The following is a 15,234-nucleotide window of genomic DNA, read 5'->3' as shown; positions in this document are numbered from 1 at the left end:
AGCGCTGGATTGCGCAGCGGAAGGCGGCTCCTGAGTCGCGGCGGTAAAGAGATCGGTGCTTGGTATCCCCAACTAAAGATTGTTGCGATCCGGTGCACTGCAGCTTGCGCTCGCCCGGCGGTTGCGCTTGGATGGTTTGTCGGGTCGGGGAATCTTCATGCGCTATTTAGGAAGTGCGGCGCTTTGCGCCGTGCTGGGCGGCTGTGTTACGCAAAACGATCCGGCCCCGTCCGTCGCATATCAGCGCACTATTTCTGCCGACGTCGCCACTAAAGCCGTCTTGGCGAACCGGTCCACGATGTGGAAAGATCCCTACTCAATCAGAGATGCAAAAGTCGGCGGACCAGTGACGTGCCCCACACAAAACGGTCTATTCCCCACAGCGACATCGTGCGTCTGCATTGAGGCGAACGCCAAAAATTCATACGGTGGCTACACCGGAATCCGAAGGACCATTGCCGTCTTCTCATCCACCAGCGGCGCCTTCATCAATACCTCAGACGGCGGGATTGTGGGCTTCGAGGAGATTTGCCAGGCCATGCAGCCATTTCCGCAGCTTAATGGCGACTATGTTGAGCCTAAGCCCTCGTCGAAGCTAGCTAAGCAACCGGCTACTTAGCTGTTTTGGCGTCGCCAACCTGAAATGGAGTGAAAGCGATGCATTGTGCAGTCTGTGGGAAACCTGCTGAGCCGCTGCCGAAAACTCATGACGGCGATGGTTTCCACTGTGCTACTTGCGGGGACTACGTGGTCTCTGGGACCGTCATCACCTCCAGATGGCTGGAGGGGCGGTCACCCACCGAGTTGCTGAAGGCGCTAGAGAACGCGAAGCGGCAGGCTCAACCGGGCAAGCTTCCAGTTATTACTACCTACTCGCTTTGAGCTAGGACCTCCTCCCGCGCGCCGGCCGCTGTACTTACGGCTCGTCGACGGATGCTGCAGCCTTGGGCGGCTCTGTCGTCTTGATCAGTTCTGCTGATCTGACGTCTCCATCCACTTCTTTGAACGCCAATTCCATCCAAATAGACTCTCTGCTGTCGAGTGCCTCTATAAGACGCTTCCTGTCGTCTTGCCCGAATTGAGCTGCACCCGGTTCTGTTGACACCGGCTTAAGCTAATCCGACCTTCCGTTCGAACTCCATAGGGCTCAGATATCCGATCGTCGAATGCCTTCGCTTCGGATTGTACAACGAGGTTTGAGAACGCCCACAGGACCGTTCTTCGCGAGGTTCTTTATCGATATCATCCTTGGTTTGGCTGCCGAGTTTGCGTTCAATGGGGCCGTCGACAAGGCTGGCGATGTCGCCTTCCGCTGCACGCTGGATGGATCGCAAGCAGATCGTTGGCTGGAGGTTCCAGCATGGATGTTCGACCGGACGGCATGCCCTGAGGCGGAGCTTTTGGCAGCTCGGCCATTTGTCAGCATAACCGCACTTGCAGCGTTTTCAGCGCTTCTCGATCTGGCGTTGATGGATCGAACGTCATCAGCTGCTCTGCTTTCTAGCGCATCCAGAGCCTCTCACGACCAGAATCGGGGAGAGACCCATGTCACGGCAGACGGCAATGCCAGGGAGCGGATACCGACACAATCGACAACCGCGGCCGCAGCAGCAGATGGATCTGTTCGGGAGCGGCCTTTCGAACGGCGCCATCGGCGCACCAGCATGGCTGGAGCTGCCGGCGGAAGCTCGGGCGGCCCTCACAAGCCTGATGACGCAGTTGATCGTCGACCATGCTGCGATGACAGCGACGCCGCCCGCGAAGGAGGTCGGTCATGATCTCTGACAAGGTCAGGCCTCATCATCTGGAGCGCAAGGCGATTCTTTACGTGCGTCAATCCTCGGCACATCAGGTGTTGCACAATCGCGAGAGCAGCGCGTTGCAATACGCCATGCGGGACCGGCTGACGGCGCTCGGTTGGTCTGAGATCGAAGTGATCGATGATGATCTCGGTCGTTCAGCCGCCGGCGGGGTCCAACGCGCTGGTTTTGAGCGGATGGTAGCGGAGGTTTGCCTCGGTAAGGTCGGTGCAGTTTGCGCCCGCGAGGTCTCGCGGTTCGCTCGCAACAGCCGGGATTGGCAGCAACTCATCGAGATGTGCCGCGTGGTCGACACCGTTCTGGTCGATCAGGAGACCATCTATGCGCCAAGGCACGGCAACGACCGCCTGCTGCTCGGGCTCAAGGGTAGCCTCAATGAGTACGAGCTGGATCTGTTGCGCCAGCGCTCGCTCTCGGCCCGCTATGAGAAGGCGCGCCGGGGCGAGTTGATTGTGGGCGGCGCCCGTCGGCTTCGTGAAGGCCGGCGACCGCTATGAGAAAGATCCGGATCAGCGCGTCCAGGAAGCGATCCAGTTGGTGTTCGACAAGGTCGAGGAACTGGGCAGTGCCCGACAGGCGCTCTGCTGGCTCCACGAGTACAATCTCGATCTGCCGGTGAAACAGTCCAACGGCGACACAGCCTGGCGGCGACCGAGTTACTCCGCCATCCACCGGATCATTGAGAACCCGGTCTACGGCGGCGCCTATGCCTATGGTAAGACGGCTGTGGCGGCGGGATACCCCGCCGAGGGCGTGACCGTGAAGATCCGCCGCAAGACGCGGAACGAATGGTTGACGTTGAAGCCTAATACCCACGACGGGTATGTGAGCTGGGAGAGGTTCGAGGCGATCCGCGCGATGGTCAGCAGCAACGTTCCCACTGGTCGGCATCACGGCGCGCCCAAGCATGGAGACGCGCTGCTGGCCGGTCTGATCCGGTGCAAGCGCTGCGGCCGCAAGCTCACACTCCGGTACTCAGGCATGAAGCACCATATCCCGCGCTACAGCTGCAGCCGCGCTTGGATGGACAATGGCGGCCCTCACTGCATCGCCTTCGGAGGATTGCGCGTCGATGATGCAATAGAGGAAGCACTGCTTGGCGTTGTCGGCCCAGGCGCTATCGCCGCTGCAACCGCTGCCGCCAAGGGAGCCAGGGAACGCCGCGATCAGGTGCGCGATGCTCTCAATCGCGACCTCGAGGCGGCGCGCTATGCCGCCGACAGGGCTTTCCGGCAATACGATGCCGCTGACCCCGCGAACCGGCTGGTGGCGAGTGAGCTGGAAGCGCGCTGGAACAGGGCGCTCGCTCACGTGGCGGAGGTCGAGGGCAAGATCGCCATGCATGATGCAGTGACGTCCGCGCCCATTGCTGATCCAGCTTCGCTCAGCGTTCTTGCCTCGAACCTCAAAACGGTCTGGGATGCGCCGACGACGGATGCTCGCCTCAAGAAGCGCATTGTACGCACCCTCGTCCATGAGGTCGTGGCCGATATCGACGACGCGGCTTCCGAGATCGTTCTCATCGTCCACTGGGTGGGTGGTGCCCACAGCGAGTTGCGCTTGCCCAAGCGCCGGCGCGGACAGCGCAACAGCACCTCTGCCGATATTATCCAAGCCGTGCGTCAACTGGTGCTGATCGCCAGCGACGATCTGATTGCCGGCCTCCTCAACCGAAACGGCCTCAAGACAGGCAACGGCAATCGCTGGACCCGCGAGCGCGTCACATCAATGCGCTCGAGCTACCACCTCCCGGTGTTCAAGCCCGCCGATGACGGGATCGAACCCTGGCTCAACCTTAGCAACGCCGCAAAGCTCCTGAAGATCGCGCCCAAGACGCTCCGGCTGGCCGCTGAAGCCGGCGAAATCGAAGCCTTCCATCCGCTATCGGACGGCCCGTGGATCTTCGCCCGCGCCTCGCTGATAACAACTGCCGCTCAATCTATCGCCGAACGAGCGCTGACAGAACCCAAGATACCCCACGGGATCGCATCCCAATCAGCAAAGTCTCTTCTCTACAACAACATAGACAGATGGGTGTTCTGATGCGCGGTTGTAGAAGCGCTCGATGTAGTCGAACACGTCGGCCTTGGCCTCGTTGCGTGACCGGTACACTTTGCGCGCTGTTCGCTCGGTCTTCAAGGACGAGAAGAAGCTCTCCATTGCAGCGTTGTCCCAGACATTGCCTGACCGGCTCATCGAGCAGACCACGCCGTGATCGGCCATCAGCCTCTGGAACTGTTCGCTGGTGTATTGGGCGGATTCAAACGGTCGTCGCAACACCAGGAGTTTGGAGGTTGCGATGAACGTTGTAAGGCGCAGATCGGCGCGGTCAGGACGAGCCCCATTGCCGTCGCCAGGACGGCCCTCTGTTGCCGGGCGCGATGAACAGAATAAATTTTGGCGGGCGATTGCCGCTGGGTTAAGCAGCGAAGATGCTGCACTCGAAGCCGGATTGTCACAACCTGTCGGAAGCAGATTATTCCGAAAGGCGGGCGGCATGCCACCAGCGATGTTCAGATCTTCGGCAAAGGCTCTCTCCGGGCGGTATCTCTCGTTGAATGAGCGCGAGGAGATCGCACTTCTCAAGGTGCAGGGCCATTCCATACAGGAGATTGGACGTCGCCTGGGGCGGGCTGCTTCCACAGTCTCCCGTGAACTGCGGCGCAACGCGGCCACTCGCGGCGGCGGGTTGGGGTATCGGGCAATAACTGCCCAATGGCATGCGGATCGATCCGCCCGCCGGCCTAAGCCGACCAAGCTTGCGCTCAATGCAACCTTGCGCACTTATGTGGAGGAAAGACTTGCTGGCGGCGTCGTAGCCCCGACCGGCGCGCCCGTTCCTGGTCCCGCCGTTCCGTGGAAGGGGCGGCGGCATGGCCCGCGCAAGGATCGGCGATGGGCCAAAGCCTGGAGCCCTGAGCAGATTGCCCGACGCTTGCCGATCGACTTCCCGGACGACAAGACGATGCGCATCAGCCACGAAGCTATCTATCAAGCCCTCTTCGTTCAGGGCCGTGGCGCGCTACGCCGCGAGCTGACGGCCTGCTTGCGAACAGGGCGTGTGTTACGGATGCCCAGAGCGCGCGTACGCAGGCGAGGCAAGGGCTTTGTCTCGCCGGAGATCATGATCAGTGAGCGCCCTGCTGAAGCTGCCGATCGAGCAGTGCCGGGACATTGGGAGGGAGACCTCATCCTCGGTGTTGGCAGCTCAGCAATCGGCACGCTGGTCGAGCGCACGACGCGCTTTACGATGCTCTTGCACCTTCCACGGTTGGCGGGGCATGGCGAAGCTCCGCGCGTCAAAAACGGACCAGCCCTTGCGGGACATGGGGCCGAAGCCGTGCGCGACGCGATCACGCGCACCATCATCACTTTGCCCGAAGAGCTGCGCCGTTCGCTAACCTGGGATCAGGGAGCCGAAATGGCTCAGCACGATCGTCTCAAGATCGATGCGGGTATCCAGGTCTACTTCTGCGACCCGCAAAGCCCATGGCAGCGCGGCACTAACGAGAACACCAACGGGTTGCTGCGGCAGTACTTCCCGAAAGGCACGGACCTGAGCATCCACAGCGCCGAGGAGATATCCGCTGTGGCAGCGGCCCTCAATGCCCGACCGCGGAAGACACTAGGCTGGAAAACGCCGGCGGAGGCGCTTGACGATCTTCTGTTATCAGTGAAAGTAACTGGTGTTGCGACGACCGTTTGAATCCGCCTTGGCTGCCGCGATCGGAATGATGCAACAGCGCGTCCGGCTTGCCTCGTCGCCAGATCGCCATCACCAGGGCATCGGTGACGAGCTGTGCCGTCATTGCTGTACTCATTGACCAGCCGACCACCCGCCGCGAGAACAGATCAACGACTGCGGCCACATAGAGCCAACCCTCCGCCGTCCAAACATAGGTGAAGTCAGCGATCCATTTGCGATTGGGAGCGGGCGCTTCGAAGGAGCGGTCGAGCACGTTGGGAGCGACGGCGGCGATCTGCCGCTCACCCAGATCGGGCGGCAGTCGACGCCGTCGTGGGCGTGCTTTAAGGGCCTGCAGCCGCATCAATCGTTCGATCCGGTGCAGCCCGCAAGATATCCCTTCGGCCAGCAGGTCGTGCCACACCCGCCTGGCGCCATAGGTCCGGTCGCTGGCCAGGAAGCTGGCTCGAACCTTCGCGCCAAGCTCTTCTTCGGTCCGGCTGCGTTCACTGCGCGGCCGTGTCAGCCAGGCATAGAAGCCACCCCGCGAGACACCGAGCGCCTCGCACAACCATTCCGCCGGCCAGATCCTTCGGTGCTTCGCAACGAAACCGAACTTCACGTCGATTCCTTCGCGAAGTAGGCCGCGGCTTTTTTTAGGATGTCCCGTTCGGCTTTAAGCTTGATGACCTCGCGCTTCAGCTGCGCGATCTCCAGTTGCTCTGGCTTCATCTGACCGTGGCCAGGGAATGCATGTTGCGGATCGTCCGCAAGCTGCTTCACCCAACTGCGCAACTGTGTCGGATGAATACCAAGGTCTTTGGACGCCTGCGCATACGACACGCCGCGCTGCTTGATCAGCCGCACGGCCTCAAGCTTGAACTCCCGCGTAAACTGCCTTCTCTCCATGACGCACCTCCTGCTCCATAAAACACCTAACTTGGTGTCTTCGGAACCGGGTGCAGCTCAAAGGCACCTTCAAGACCCATGCTGAATGCCAGGCTTTCGTTGATGGCGTTCTTGCTGTGATCGACGCATAATCGACGATACTCGTTTTGGTGTGTTCGGTCATGTCAGGCGGGAGGTTGTTGAGTTGGATCATTTGTATTTCTAAACGAACGGGGATGTCGGGTTGCGTACACCGCACCGTGTGTTAAACCGCGCGCCCAACGATTGAAGGAGCGCCCGCCTTGGCCAAGAAGAAAAAGAAGACTGTTCGTCGCGAATGGACGCGTGACGATATCAAGGACCTGAAGGCGCACTCCAAAGCACGGACGCCTGTCGTAAAAATAGCCAAGATGACGAAGCGAACCGAGGGCTCGCTACGCCAGAAGGCGCTGTACTTGGGAATTGGTCTGGGGCATCAGCGGTAATCGTCATCGTCGAACGACCTCCGCGCGTGCGGTCGACCCGGAGACCGCGGCTCGATGGGCAGAAATCCTTCGCTTGCGAGAGCAGATTAAGAAGGCGACTGCTAAGCGCAAAAAGAAGATCAGACGGCTGCGCTGACGCCCTAAGTGGAAAGCGCCTTCGCAGCCACCGCAGACCCGAAACGCTGGCGAATTGGTCCAGCTTTGCGCCTAGCTGAACGACGAGGTCGTTGGACAATTTACTTCCCTAATGAATGTGATTTGGACGGTGACGGTTCGACGTAATCCGTCGGAACGATCTCACCGGAAGCCCGTTGTCTCCCATGGTCAAAACGTCCGATAAATTTCGCGAAAATGCCGAGAACTGCCTGCAACTCGCTGAGGGGTCGACGAATGCGCAAGGCGGCACTCCGTTACAAGCGGATGGCGCGGGCTTGGTCCGCCTTAGCGACAGAACAGGATTGGCTCGACGGTTATACGATACAAAGTGATCAGGCCGGCGAGTTGGCGGCAGATGCGATCGATGGTTTGCTCGATCAAGATGCTAGCGCCGCTGATGTCAACGCTCGTAAGAGCCGACTCATAGATGGCCCAGTTGAGTTTCGGAAATCGCGCGTGGACAACTGTTGATCATCAGCCACGCGTCTCGTTGTGCCGAGGCGTCCTACCGACCTTCCGGACGTGGCAAACGCCGCCAACCCGCTTGGGTGTATCAGCCGATTCTTAGATTTTCCGCCGAGTCTTTACCGCGATTGTTCACCACGTCGAAGCTGACCTTGGCTCCCTCTGCGAGCGAGGTGTAACCAGCCTTCTCAACCGCTGAGATGTGAACGAAGACGTCCTTGCTGCCCGAATCCGGTTGAATGAACCCGTACCCCTTCGTCGGGTTAAACCATTTGGACGGTGCCTATAGCCACTTAACTTCTCCATTCTTAAAAACCAAAACTAGTCCTCGAAGTTTGACTAAAGAAAGGCTGGTCGCGACACGCGCCCGCGCCCGCTCATCCTAAGACCCGCCGCGTCTTGGCGAGGCCCCTCACTTCCCTCAGCGCCGCCTGCCCTCAACTCCCCCGTCGCCAGTCCATCGGTGGCAGAACTCATCATTTACCATCTTGCTGTACGATGATGGTTCGCAGCGCTTTTGCTGGCATGAAATCGATGTCCAACAATCGACAAAGAGATACGTCCGTGGTCGCCTGAAGAAGAAGCGCAACTGCTTGCGCTACTGGATGAGGGCAGAGCTCGGCGAGCGGTTAGGTCGCACGCAGCAGGTCGTCTACGGTCGGTTGCAACGTTTCCGCAAACAGCGAGACCGAATAAGCCGAACCAGCGGACGCGCCTTCGCGCAATGGATTGGTTAGCCAGGGAACTATCCCTCACAACATCCGTCGCGACTTGGCGTTATTCACCGCCGGGACGGGTAAGAAGGCGTCCCTACCGCCGTTACCGACACGATCGAACCCGCGCGCGCTCCTATCGGACCGCTAAGCGTAGGAGCAAGCCCAAGAGGATCGACGGGCTGGTTATTCGGGACCGTGACCAAAAACAGGCAGCCTCAGGTTGCGCCTAGCCCACGGGAAAAGCCGCAGCGTGGTTCCAGCCCCCACTGCGGCATTCCCGGACACCTTGAAATCGGTTTTGGTACTTAAATCTCGCCGGTGTTCTCACAGTAGAACACCCCGTTCCGAAAATGGAGTCGGTACAACTACCGGAGTCCGCCGATCTACCCATTGTCGTTAAAGGGGGAACATGGCACGGATCGCATTCCAGCCCCCAAATGCTCCCGGCTGCCGAATCCAATTGCGGATTTGAGCGCCGGAGCCTCGAAAGTTAAGGTCGCAGGAACGGCCAGAGACTGCTCCTGCGACCGACGCCGCGACGTTCCGCACGATCGGCGCGGCGGCTGCAACTGTTAGCACAGAGGCTAGTCAGAGCGAATGGCGGCCGCGACAATCCAGACGACCTTATGAATTGAGCGGCTTGTCGTCTCGGTTGAGAAACCCGAGCCGTCGCTCCAGCTCTTCCTTCTTGGCCACGAGCCTCACGGCAAGAACGTCATTGACGAGCGTGTGGAGTCGCCACAGCTCTTTAACCGACATGCTCTCAAAGGGCTTTCGTTCCATGAATCCCCCGACTCACGAATTGTCTATAGCTTGGGCCTACAAGGGGAAGCTGGCAACTAGTCGTCTGTGGAGCGCGGAAGGTTAGAGGCGCCCGCGAACTTTAGCTGTTCTTCTGACTGATCCTCTCCGCCGTCGGTGCGGCGTGCCAATCCTTCTTTGCTCAGCTTCGAGCACGCGGTTGCGAAGGGCTTCGAAGATTCCGCCGGATGCTGCGTCGGCCGACGCAGAGGCGTTGACTTCGATCAATGACGACATTGTAAGGCTTGCGGGACAGCGCCGATCGACGATCGTAGTGGTTGGTTCCTTGGCCAGATCAAAGATCGCATGGAAAATCGAAACTTTTGCCGAGGCGGTCCTCTATAGGATCGTGGCGCTTGCCGAAGGGACGGCCCATTCATGGAATGCGGCGATGCCGCTACCGGCCTTTCTGTCCATCCGAGCACTCGTTGAAACTGTGGCCTTGCTTGTCGACTTTCAAATCCGCGTTTCGCAGCTGCTCGAGGCCAGGGATCTGAAGGGCCTGGACGAACTGACGATGAACAGGATCTTTTCAAGCCGCGACGAGGAATGGCTGAAGCAGTTCCCTGAGTTCAAAACGGTGAATGTGCTCACACACATCGAAAAGCTGGACAAGCTTTTGCCCGGCGCGTTGAACCACTACAACCGGTTGTCGGAGCGTTGCCATCCAAACTCCCTCGGTCATCATCAGATGTACACCACGACAGACTACAGCAACGGCACCGTGACATATGACACTCGAAAGGCAATGCGCGACGTCGCCGGCCATCATCGCGGGCTTGACGCTGTTGGCGGTAACTGATCATTCTCTTAGAGAACTGACCACTCTCTTCGAACTAGTGTCAGAGCTTCATCACCGTATAAGCCCTTCATCACGCGCATGAGGCGCGCCATCCGCAGTGACGAACCAAGACGAGCAGCCGATGACCGAACTATACGATGGAATGCTTGAAAATATCCCGTCAGACCCCCGCATGGCCGAACACTATGCCGAATTGCTGGAGAGGCATTCGAGTCGGCCGAAGCTCGCACGATCTGCAGGGCCATTGGGAAGGCGCTAGACAACTTCAACATTTCACAAGTCGCAAGAGAAGCCGGTCTGCAACGAACGAGCATTTATCGAGCCTTCGGGAACGAACGGCTTCCAAACTTTTCGACTGTTCTTGGTGTGCTCACGGCCATGGGATTGGAGATCAGGGTAGTCCCCCGGCGACGTCGCAAGCAATCGCCTACCTTTTGATGCCATCAGCGTCGTTGTCGTTAAAGAGACCCATGTTGTGGTCTCGGCGCTCGCGCGTGGACAAAGGGCTTCCGAAAAAGCACGGGTAAAGGTTTGGTCCTTCAAAATACCACCCGCGGCACCCGAACTGATCAACTGGCCGTCGAGCGGGCGGCGAGTGCCAACAGCAAGCAATGACTAGCGACCACTCGTAGCGACTGGCTGCTGCGTCAACCTATCCGTAGATTTTCCGCCGAGTCTTTTCCGCGATTGTTCACAACGTCGAAGCTGACCTTAGCTCCCTCTGCGAGCGAGGTGTAACCAGCCTTCTCAACTGCGGAGATATGAACAAAAACATCCTTGCTGCCAGAATCCGGTTGAATGAACCCGTATCCCTTCGTCGGGTTGAACCATTTGACGGTGCCTATAGCCACTTAACTTCTCCATTTTTCAAAAAACCAAAACTAGTGCTCGAAGTTTGACTAAAGAAAGGCTGGTCGCGAGACGCGCCCGCGCCTTGGACCACCCGACACCCGACGCGCCTTCGATGCCCCTCACCTCCACCACTTCCGCCTGCCTTTAAGCTCGCGGCGAAACGTCTTCCAATCGGTGTCGTGTTCTGGCTGGATCGCCGCGCCAGCGTGGTCATTCGCATATTGATGCACCACGCGCCGCGTAGGCGTCGATTGACGTGAGCAGAGTCTTGCCTCCAACCCAGTGCGTGCTCGAATTAACCACTAATTCCGATCAATTCTAATTGGACAACAACACTGCTTGTTAGCGTGGGCCCCACCGGCTCAACGTGTCATGGCCGTTTTTCGGGCTTCGGCGGGACCGGAAAACTGACTTCGTAAAGGGCGAATCGCAATCGCAGCGATCGCTTCGATTCGAAAGTTACCTCCTCATCTTGGAGCATCTCGCCATGATCGAACGTCGTGCAATGGAGCGCATAACGATTAACCGGGCGGCGCAGCTGTCATTTGGTGGAATTCGTGGGACACATCCATGTATGGTGCGCGATATCAACGCCCTTGGGGCCTGCATCTCCACACCCTACTACGTGTTTGCGAATGAATTTGTACTGTCGTTCAACGGCCATTCCGCGATCTTTATCTGCCGCGTCGTGTGGAGAAAAGGAACTCTTTGCGGCGTCTCGTTCCTTCTGCGCCATCGCTCGCCGAAATCGGCGGACTATTTCAGCGACCCCCAAACGTGGCAGTTGAGTAACGAGCGACTAACGATTGCGCGCTGACGCTCCTCAGTCGGAATAACGACGAGGTCGTTGGACATTGGTATCCTTTAACTGAAGGCGCGCGGTAGATCTGCGGTCGGGCGGGTTTGCGTACAGCCGGGCGGCCCTATCATTGGTCATAGTGCGCGCCTTTCCGGCGCCAAATGTGCGCTAGTTCACAAAGCGTCTGTCGGGAATTGGACTAGAATTCCTCATAGGCGCCGGCCTTGGCTTGGCAGCACGAACATTCACATTCTTTGATGCGAGTGCGCCCGCCGTTACTGTTTACTTTGAGGCGTTTTTTTCAGTGGATTTTGTGTTGGGGGTATTCATGCAGAATTCTCGCGCGACCCTTCTCGCCCAACGATTCAACGAACTCTCTTCCGAACTCTCAAAATTGGAAAACCTTCGACTTCAGGTCGAAGAAGTCGAGCGACGCATCCGCAGTGCTCCCGCATTCCGGCCGGCTCAGCGCAATTTCGTCATCGCGCGTACCGCGCCTCTGCTCCGACGAGAGCGAGCGCCTTGACCCGATAGATAGCGGGGGCTGTGCCGCCTCCGCAGCCACCGCAGACCCGGCAGGCGAAAACGGCAGGCGTGTGATTTGGGACCGGCTCCGCGTCGAGGCACTACGCTCGGGAGCCGCCCGCAGGCAGCTTAGGCGGACGGCCCAGCTTCGGTCGCGATGTTCTTGGCTTATGTGGAAGTGCAACCACGACCAACCGTACTCTCAAAGCTGCGAAAAGTGCCAATACCCGGCTCAAGTGAGGATCCACCTTGCCTCCGAACGTCTTGTAAATCGTTCTCCGCTGGATGCCCGACGCTCGCGCCAGCGCTGAGACATTCTGACCCAACACGACTTCTTTCAACGCAAGAATGGCCTCCTCGGCATGGTTGCCAACGAAGGCCTTGGTCAGCCGATTGGTGAGCGGTTCGGCACTGTCAGGCTGCAGCGCTAAATCCATACCACCGCCTGCAGGCGCGATCGCGGCCTGAACATTCAGCGCGTCATAGAGCTTCAAAATCCGGCTGATTTGAGGGTCGATTCGGCCGCCGAACGTGCTGTACAACCTGTCCCGTCTCAGACCGGCGTCCCGTGCAAGCATCCGAACATTCTGCGCCTGCATGACCTGGCTCAGCCCTGTCGTCGCCGCCTCTAAGTCGTTTTCCGCAAACTTATCAGTCAGATACGCGGCGATCGCGTCGGGGTTGTCGCGAAATAAGCTGACCAGGAGAGCTTTATTATCGGGCACCATTTGCCTTCGTTTATCGCTCAGTGTGTCGTCCAAGATACAGCATTCCTGTCGGTTCTAGGTAGGATGCCCGTCAACGAACCGCACGCCGATTAAATTGGGGACCTTAGAAATGAAAAAGACTTTGCTTGCTCTGACTGCATTAGCCGCGATGACCGGTTCGGCCTCGGCCGCTGACCTTGCTGCCCGTCCCTACGTGAAGGCCCCGATGCCGGCGCCCGTCGCCAACTGGACCGGCTTCTACATCTTCGGCGGCGGCGGTGGCGGCCTCTCGAATGCCGACCAGCACATTAATGACACCGCCACGGGCACCCCGCTGACGATCGATCAGCGTCAAGGCGGTTCCGGCTGGTTCGGCACGGTCGGCGCGGGCTACGATTGGCAGTTCAACGGCACTTGGGTCGCCGGTGTGTTCGCTGACGGTCAGTTCGGCAGCATCCGTTCCACCATTCAGGACCCGATTTTCGACATCACCGGTAACCAGAAGCTGGAAACCTCCTGGGCCGCAGGTGTCCGTCTCGGTTGGCTCGCCGCCCCGAACGTCCTCACCTACGTCAACGGCGGTTACTCGGGTGCTCACTTCGGCCGCACAAACTTTATGGACCTCGCCGGTGTTGATGCTGGCGTCCATCTCAATGGCTACAACCGCAACGGCTGGTTTGTCGGCGGCGGCGTCGAGAACAGCCTGAACTTCTTCGGCATCAACTCGCCCGGCTGGTTCATGAAGACCGAATACCGTTCGGCCTTCTACGAGCGCAAGACTCAGAGCGAGCTCGACAACGTCACCAACCTCCCGTTCGTGGGCGGGCACGACATCCGCGCCAACAGCTGGAACCAGACGATCTCGACCTCGCTGGTCTATCGCTTCAACTGGAGCGGCCCGGGCATCGGCAGGTACTGATCTGGTCTAACCTTTCATACGTCAAAGCCCCGGCATTGTCCGGGGCTTTTTCGTTGGTCTCCTAGGGTCTGTTGGGATTCATCTGGAGTTTATCGCGGCCGCGGCCAGATAGATCATTGAAGTGAAGCTCTGGTCGGTCTTGTCGGCGCGCATTGCGATGCGCTTGAATTCCTTGAGCTTGCCGAAGAAGTTCTCGATGAGATGCCGCCATTTGTACATCTCCTTGTCGATGGCGAGAGGCTGTGCACGGCGCGGATGCTGGGAGATGACGACTTTGGCGCCACGCGCTTCGAGTTCGGCGATGATGGCGTTGCTATCGAAGGCCTTATCAGCGATCAGCGCGTTGAAGGCCAATCCCTCGATGAGCGGCGGCACGCCCACCGTATCGAAACGCTGTCCCGGCAGGAGCACGAAGCGAGATTGCCGAGCGCATCGGTGAGCGCCAGAATTTTGGTGGTCATGCCGCCTTTCGAGCGGCCGATCGCCTGGCTTTGCGTCCCCCTTTTGCGCCCTGACCGTGGCGGTGGACCTTGACGATGGTGGCGTCGACCATGGCGTATTCCATGTCGGGATCGTCGGAGATGGCCTCGAACAGCCGCTTCCAGACATCCGCCTTCACCCAGTCGCGAAAGCGCGTGAATGTGCTATTCCAGTGGCCGAACATCGCCGGCAGATCCCGCCAGGGACTGCCGGTTCGGGCGATCCACAGAACGGCCTCGACAAACAGTCGGTTGTGCTTGCCGCTGCGGCCCGGATCTCCCGGCTTGCCAAGACAATGCGGCTCCATCTTCGCCCATTGGGCGTCAGTCAAAACGAATCGGTCCATCCCAAGCTTGAATCACAACCAAGCCCCGATGAGAATCCTGTCCCAACAGACGCTAGCGAACGTCTCGCCTCGATCAAGCAGCTCCTGTGACCGTGCCGCTCGCGACCGGAAGGCGAGCCAAGGCGGTGGTGGTTCTGAGAGGTCGGATATCGTTGGGTTGGATCAAGTAACTTCGGTTTCTTTTCATCAGCCGCGCCCGAAGTCCGAGCGCGACCTCGATCGGTTCAGCCCGGCGATTGGCCGGCGGCAGACGAGGCGCCACGCGGTACCCCTCAACATTTGATTTGCAGACGCGCGTGAAACTGGGGGCGAGCGGTCGCTGAGAAACGATTGGTGTTGAAGCTGCGGACACCCCTACCCACCCCCTTACACGCCCGTGACACACATTCGTTCACGCCTTCCCGCTGTGCGGCGTTTGGCGGCGGTGTCGTTGCCGACGGCGATGCATCGAACTTCAACTACGTGGTAAGCATTGTCCTCTCTCAATCCTGCCACGTGGTAGCACCCGTGTCCTGATAAGCAGAGCGGTCACCACGGACACTCCTTTTGACTTTGCCTGCCGCAATCAAACGCAGCAGCGTGTCTTCAGCGTGCCCAAGCGGGCGGTCGTTTTGGTGGTTCCGAAGCGCAACAGCATCGGGCTTAGCAATGGGCGCGGATCTTAGCTGTCTCAAGCCGGGTGCTTCACATCATAGGCCGCACTAATCGGCACGCGAACTGACACCGTAGGCTCTCCATATCGGCCGCTGCCTCACGGACGATCGGCACCGTTCCGGCGACGGCATCGC

14 protein-coding genes and 5 pseudogenes are annotated in these 15,234 nt (G+C 59.1%); 11 read left to right on the top strand and 8 right to left on the bottom strand.

Annotated features, from left to right (window positions below):
- Positions 1–79: 79 nt before the first annotated feature.
- On the top strand, positions 80–619 hold the full coding sequence (locus tag ACVWYI_RS20310; protein ID WP_456663008.1) for a hypothetical protein: 540 nt from the start codon (positions 80–82) through the stop codon (positions 617–619).
- Positions 620–1,109: 490 nt separating this feature from the next.
- On the opposite strand, the pseudogene ACVWYI_RS20305 reads toward ACVWYI_RS20310, so the two are convergent.
- Positions 1,110–1,187, bottom strand: a pseudogene (locus ACVWYI_RS20305) (IS3 family transposase); the annotation flags it as partial.
- 427 nt (positions 1,188–1,614) lie between these two features.
- On the opposite strand from ACVWYI_RS20305, the gene ACVWYI_RS20300 reads away from it, so the two are divergent.
- From ACVWYI_RS20300 to ACVWYI_RS20290, 3 genes are read left to right on the top strand one after another with little or no spacing between them, the layout of a single operon-like run.
- Entirely contained in the window at positions 1,615–1,785 is a 171-nt protein-coding gene (locus tag ACVWYI_RS20300) for a hypothetical protein (RefSeq protein WP_247349117.1), read from the top strand.
- Positions 1,775–2,317 carry a recombinase family protein gene (locus tag ACVWYI_RS20295; RefSeq protein ID WP_456663007.1) on the top strand — a complete coding sequence of 181 codons (543 nt, stop codon included), beginning with the start codon at positions 1,775–1,777 and terminating at the stop codon, positions 2,315–2,317. The genes ACVWYI_RS20300 and ACVWYI_RS20295 overlap by 11 nt, the downstream gene beginning before the upstream one ends.
- Positions 2,271–3,863 (top strand): recombinase family protein, encoded by a 1,593-nt coding sequence (locus ACVWYI_RS20290; RefSeq protein ID WP_456663006.1) that lies wholly within the window; start codon positions 2,271–2,273, stop codon positions 3,861–3,863. The genes ACVWYI_RS20295 and ACVWYI_RS20290 overlap by 47 nt, the downstream gene beginning before the upstream one ends.
- Here ACVWYI_RS20290 and ACVWYI_RS20285 read toward each other — a convergent pair.
- A pseudogene (locus ACVWYI_RS20285) lies at positions 3,816–4,076 on the bottom strand (IS3 family transposase); the annotation flags it as partial. The gene ACVWYI_RS20290 and the pseudogene ACVWYI_RS20285 overlap by 48 nt on opposite strands.
- A 43-nt stretch (positions 4,077–4,119) precedes the next feature.
- On the opposite strand from ACVWYI_RS20285, the gene ACVWYI_RS20280 reads away from it, so the two are divergent.
- Positions 4,120–5,526: an IS30 family transposase gene (locus ACVWYI_RS20280; RefSeq protein ID WP_456663005.1), complete on the top strand. Its 1,407-nt coding sequence runs from the start codon at positions 4,120–4,122 to the stop codon at positions 5,524–5,526.
- Between the two features lie 7 nt (positions 5,527–5,533).
- On the opposite strand, the pseudogene ACVWYI_RS20275 reads toward ACVWYI_RS20280, so the two are convergent.
- Positions 5,534–6,414 (bottom strand): annotated as a pseudogene (locus tag ACVWYI_RS20275) (IS3 family transposase); the annotation flags it as partial.
- Positions 6,415–6,695: 281 nt separating this feature from the next.
- Between ACVWYI_RS20275 and ACVWYI_RS20270 the strand changes: the two are divergent.
- Together ACVWYI_RS20270 and ACVWYI_RS20265 are read left to right on the top strand one after the other, a co-directional pair.
- On the top strand, positions 6,696–6,878 hold the full coding sequence (locus ACVWYI_RS20270) for a hypothetical protein (RefSeq protein WP_247342401.1): 183 nt from the start codon (positions 6,696–6,698) through the stop codon (positions 6,876–6,878).
- 390 nt (positions 6,879–7,268) lie between these two features.
- Positions 7,269–7,505 (top strand): hypothetical protein, encoded by a 237-nt coding sequence (locus ACVWYI_RS20265; RefSeq protein ID WP_456663004.1) that lies wholly within the window; start codon positions 7,269–7,271, stop codon positions 7,503–7,505.
- 82 nt (positions 7,506–7,587) lie between these two features.
- On the opposite strand, the pseudogene ACVWYI_RS20260 reads toward ACVWYI_RS20265, so the two are convergent.
- A pseudogene (locus tag ACVWYI_RS20260) lies at positions 7,588–7,792 on the bottom strand (cold-shock protein).
- Positions 7,793–8,839: 1,047 nt separating this feature from the next.
- Positions 8,840–8,998, bottom strand: a complete 159-nt coding sequence (locus ACVWYI_RS20255; protein WP_247342409.1) for a hypothetical protein — start codon at positions 8,996–8,998, stop codon at positions 8,840–8,842.
- Positions 8,999–9,176: 178 nt separating this feature from the next.
- On the opposite strand from ACVWYI_RS20255, the gene ACVWYI_RS20250 reads away from it, so the two are divergent.
- On the top strand, positions 9,177–9,818 hold the full coding sequence (locus ACVWYI_RS20250) for a hypothetical protein (protein WP_456663003.1): 642 nt from the start codon (positions 9,177–9,179) through the stop codon (positions 9,816–9,818).
- Positions 9,819–10,010: 192 nt separating this feature from the next.
- A complete protein-coding gene (locus tag ACVWYI_RS20245; protein ID WP_346730933.1) occupies positions 10,011–10,256 on the top strand; it encodes a helix-turn-helix domain-containing transcriptional regulator in 246 nt (81 codons plus the stop codon).
- A gap of 209 nt (positions 10,257–10,465) precedes the next feature.
- On the opposite strand, the gene ACVWYI_RS20240 is transcribed toward ACVWYI_RS20245, so the two are convergent.
- Positions 10,466–10,669 (bottom strand): cold-shock protein, encoded by a 204-nt coding sequence (locus ACVWYI_RS20240; protein WP_247342407.1) that lies wholly within the window; start codon positions 10,667–10,669, stop codon positions 10,466–10,468.
- A 488-nt stretch (positions 10,670–11,157) separates the two neighbouring features.
- On the opposite strand from ACVWYI_RS20240, the gene ACVWYI_RS20235 reads away from it, so the two are divergent.
- Positions 11,158–11,487 carry a PilZ domain-containing protein gene (locus tag ACVWYI_RS20235; RefSeq protein ID WP_247342414.1) on the top strand — a complete coding sequence of 110 codons (330 nt, stop codon included), beginning with the start codon at positions 11,158–11,160 and terminating at the stop codon, positions 11,485–11,487.
- A 608-nt stretch (positions 11,488–12,095) separates the two neighbouring features.
- On the opposite strand, the gene ACVWYI_RS20230 is transcribed toward ACVWYI_RS20235, so the two are convergent.
- Positions 12,096–12,755, bottom strand: a complete 660-nt coding sequence (locus ACVWYI_RS20230) for a helix-turn-helix domain-containing transcriptional regulator (protein WP_247342416.1) — start codon at positions 12,753–12,755, stop codon at positions 12,096–12,098.
- 76 nt (positions 12,756–12,831) lie between these two features.
- Between ACVWYI_RS20230 and ACVWYI_RS20225 the strand changes: the two genes are divergently transcribed.
- On the top strand, positions 12,832–13,620 hold the full coding sequence (locus tag ACVWYI_RS20225) for an outer membrane protein (protein WP_247342418.1): 789 nt from the start codon (positions 12,832–12,834) through the stop codon (positions 13,618–13,620).
- Positions 13,621–13,698: 78 nt separating this feature from the next.
- Here the strand turns inward: ACVWYI_RS20225 and ACVWYI_RS20220 are convergent.
- Positions 13,699–14,446: pseudogene (locus ACVWYI_RS20220) on the bottom strand (IS5 family transposase).
- Positions 14,447–15,234: the final 788 nt, after the last annotated feature.

This window comes from Bradyrhizobium sp. LB13.1, from assembly GCF_054056815.1.
This window is presented reverse-complemented; position numbering and strand designations above follow the sequence as displayed.

What these genes read in the sequence shown, in the direction of transcription:
- ACVWYI_RS20235 (WP_247342414.1), top strand. Translation starts at nt 11,158, where the DNA reads ATGATCGAACGTCGTGCAATGGAGCGCATAACGATTAACCGGGCGGCG.
- ACVWYI_RS20255 (WP_247342409.1), bottom strand. Translation starts at nt 8,998, where the DNA reads ATGGAACGAAAGCCCTTTGAGAGCATGTCGGTTAAAGAGCTGTGGCGA.
- ACVWYI_RS20225 (WP_247342418.1), top strand. Translation starts at nt 12,832, where the DNA reads ATGAAAAAGACTTTGCTTGCTCTGACTGCATTAGCCGCGATGACCGGT.
- ACVWYI_RS20300 (WP_247349117.1), top strand. Translation starts at nt 1,615, where the DNA reads ATGGATCTGTTCGGGAGCGGCCTTTCGAACGGCGCCATCGGCGCACCA.
- ACVWYI_RS20295 (WP_456663007.1), top strand. Translation starts at nt 1,775, where the DNA reads ATGATCTCTGACAAGGTCAGGCCTCATCATCTGGAGCGCAAGGCGATT.
- ACVWYI_RS20280 (WP_456663005.1), top strand. Translation starts at nt 4,120, where the DNA reads ATGAACGTTGTAAGGCGCAGATCGGCGCGGTCAGGACGAGCCCCATTG.
- ACVWYI_RS20265 (WP_456663004.1), top strand. Translation starts at nt 7,269, where the DNA reads ATGCGCAAGGCGGCACTCCGTTACAAGCGGATGGCGCGGGCTTGGTCC.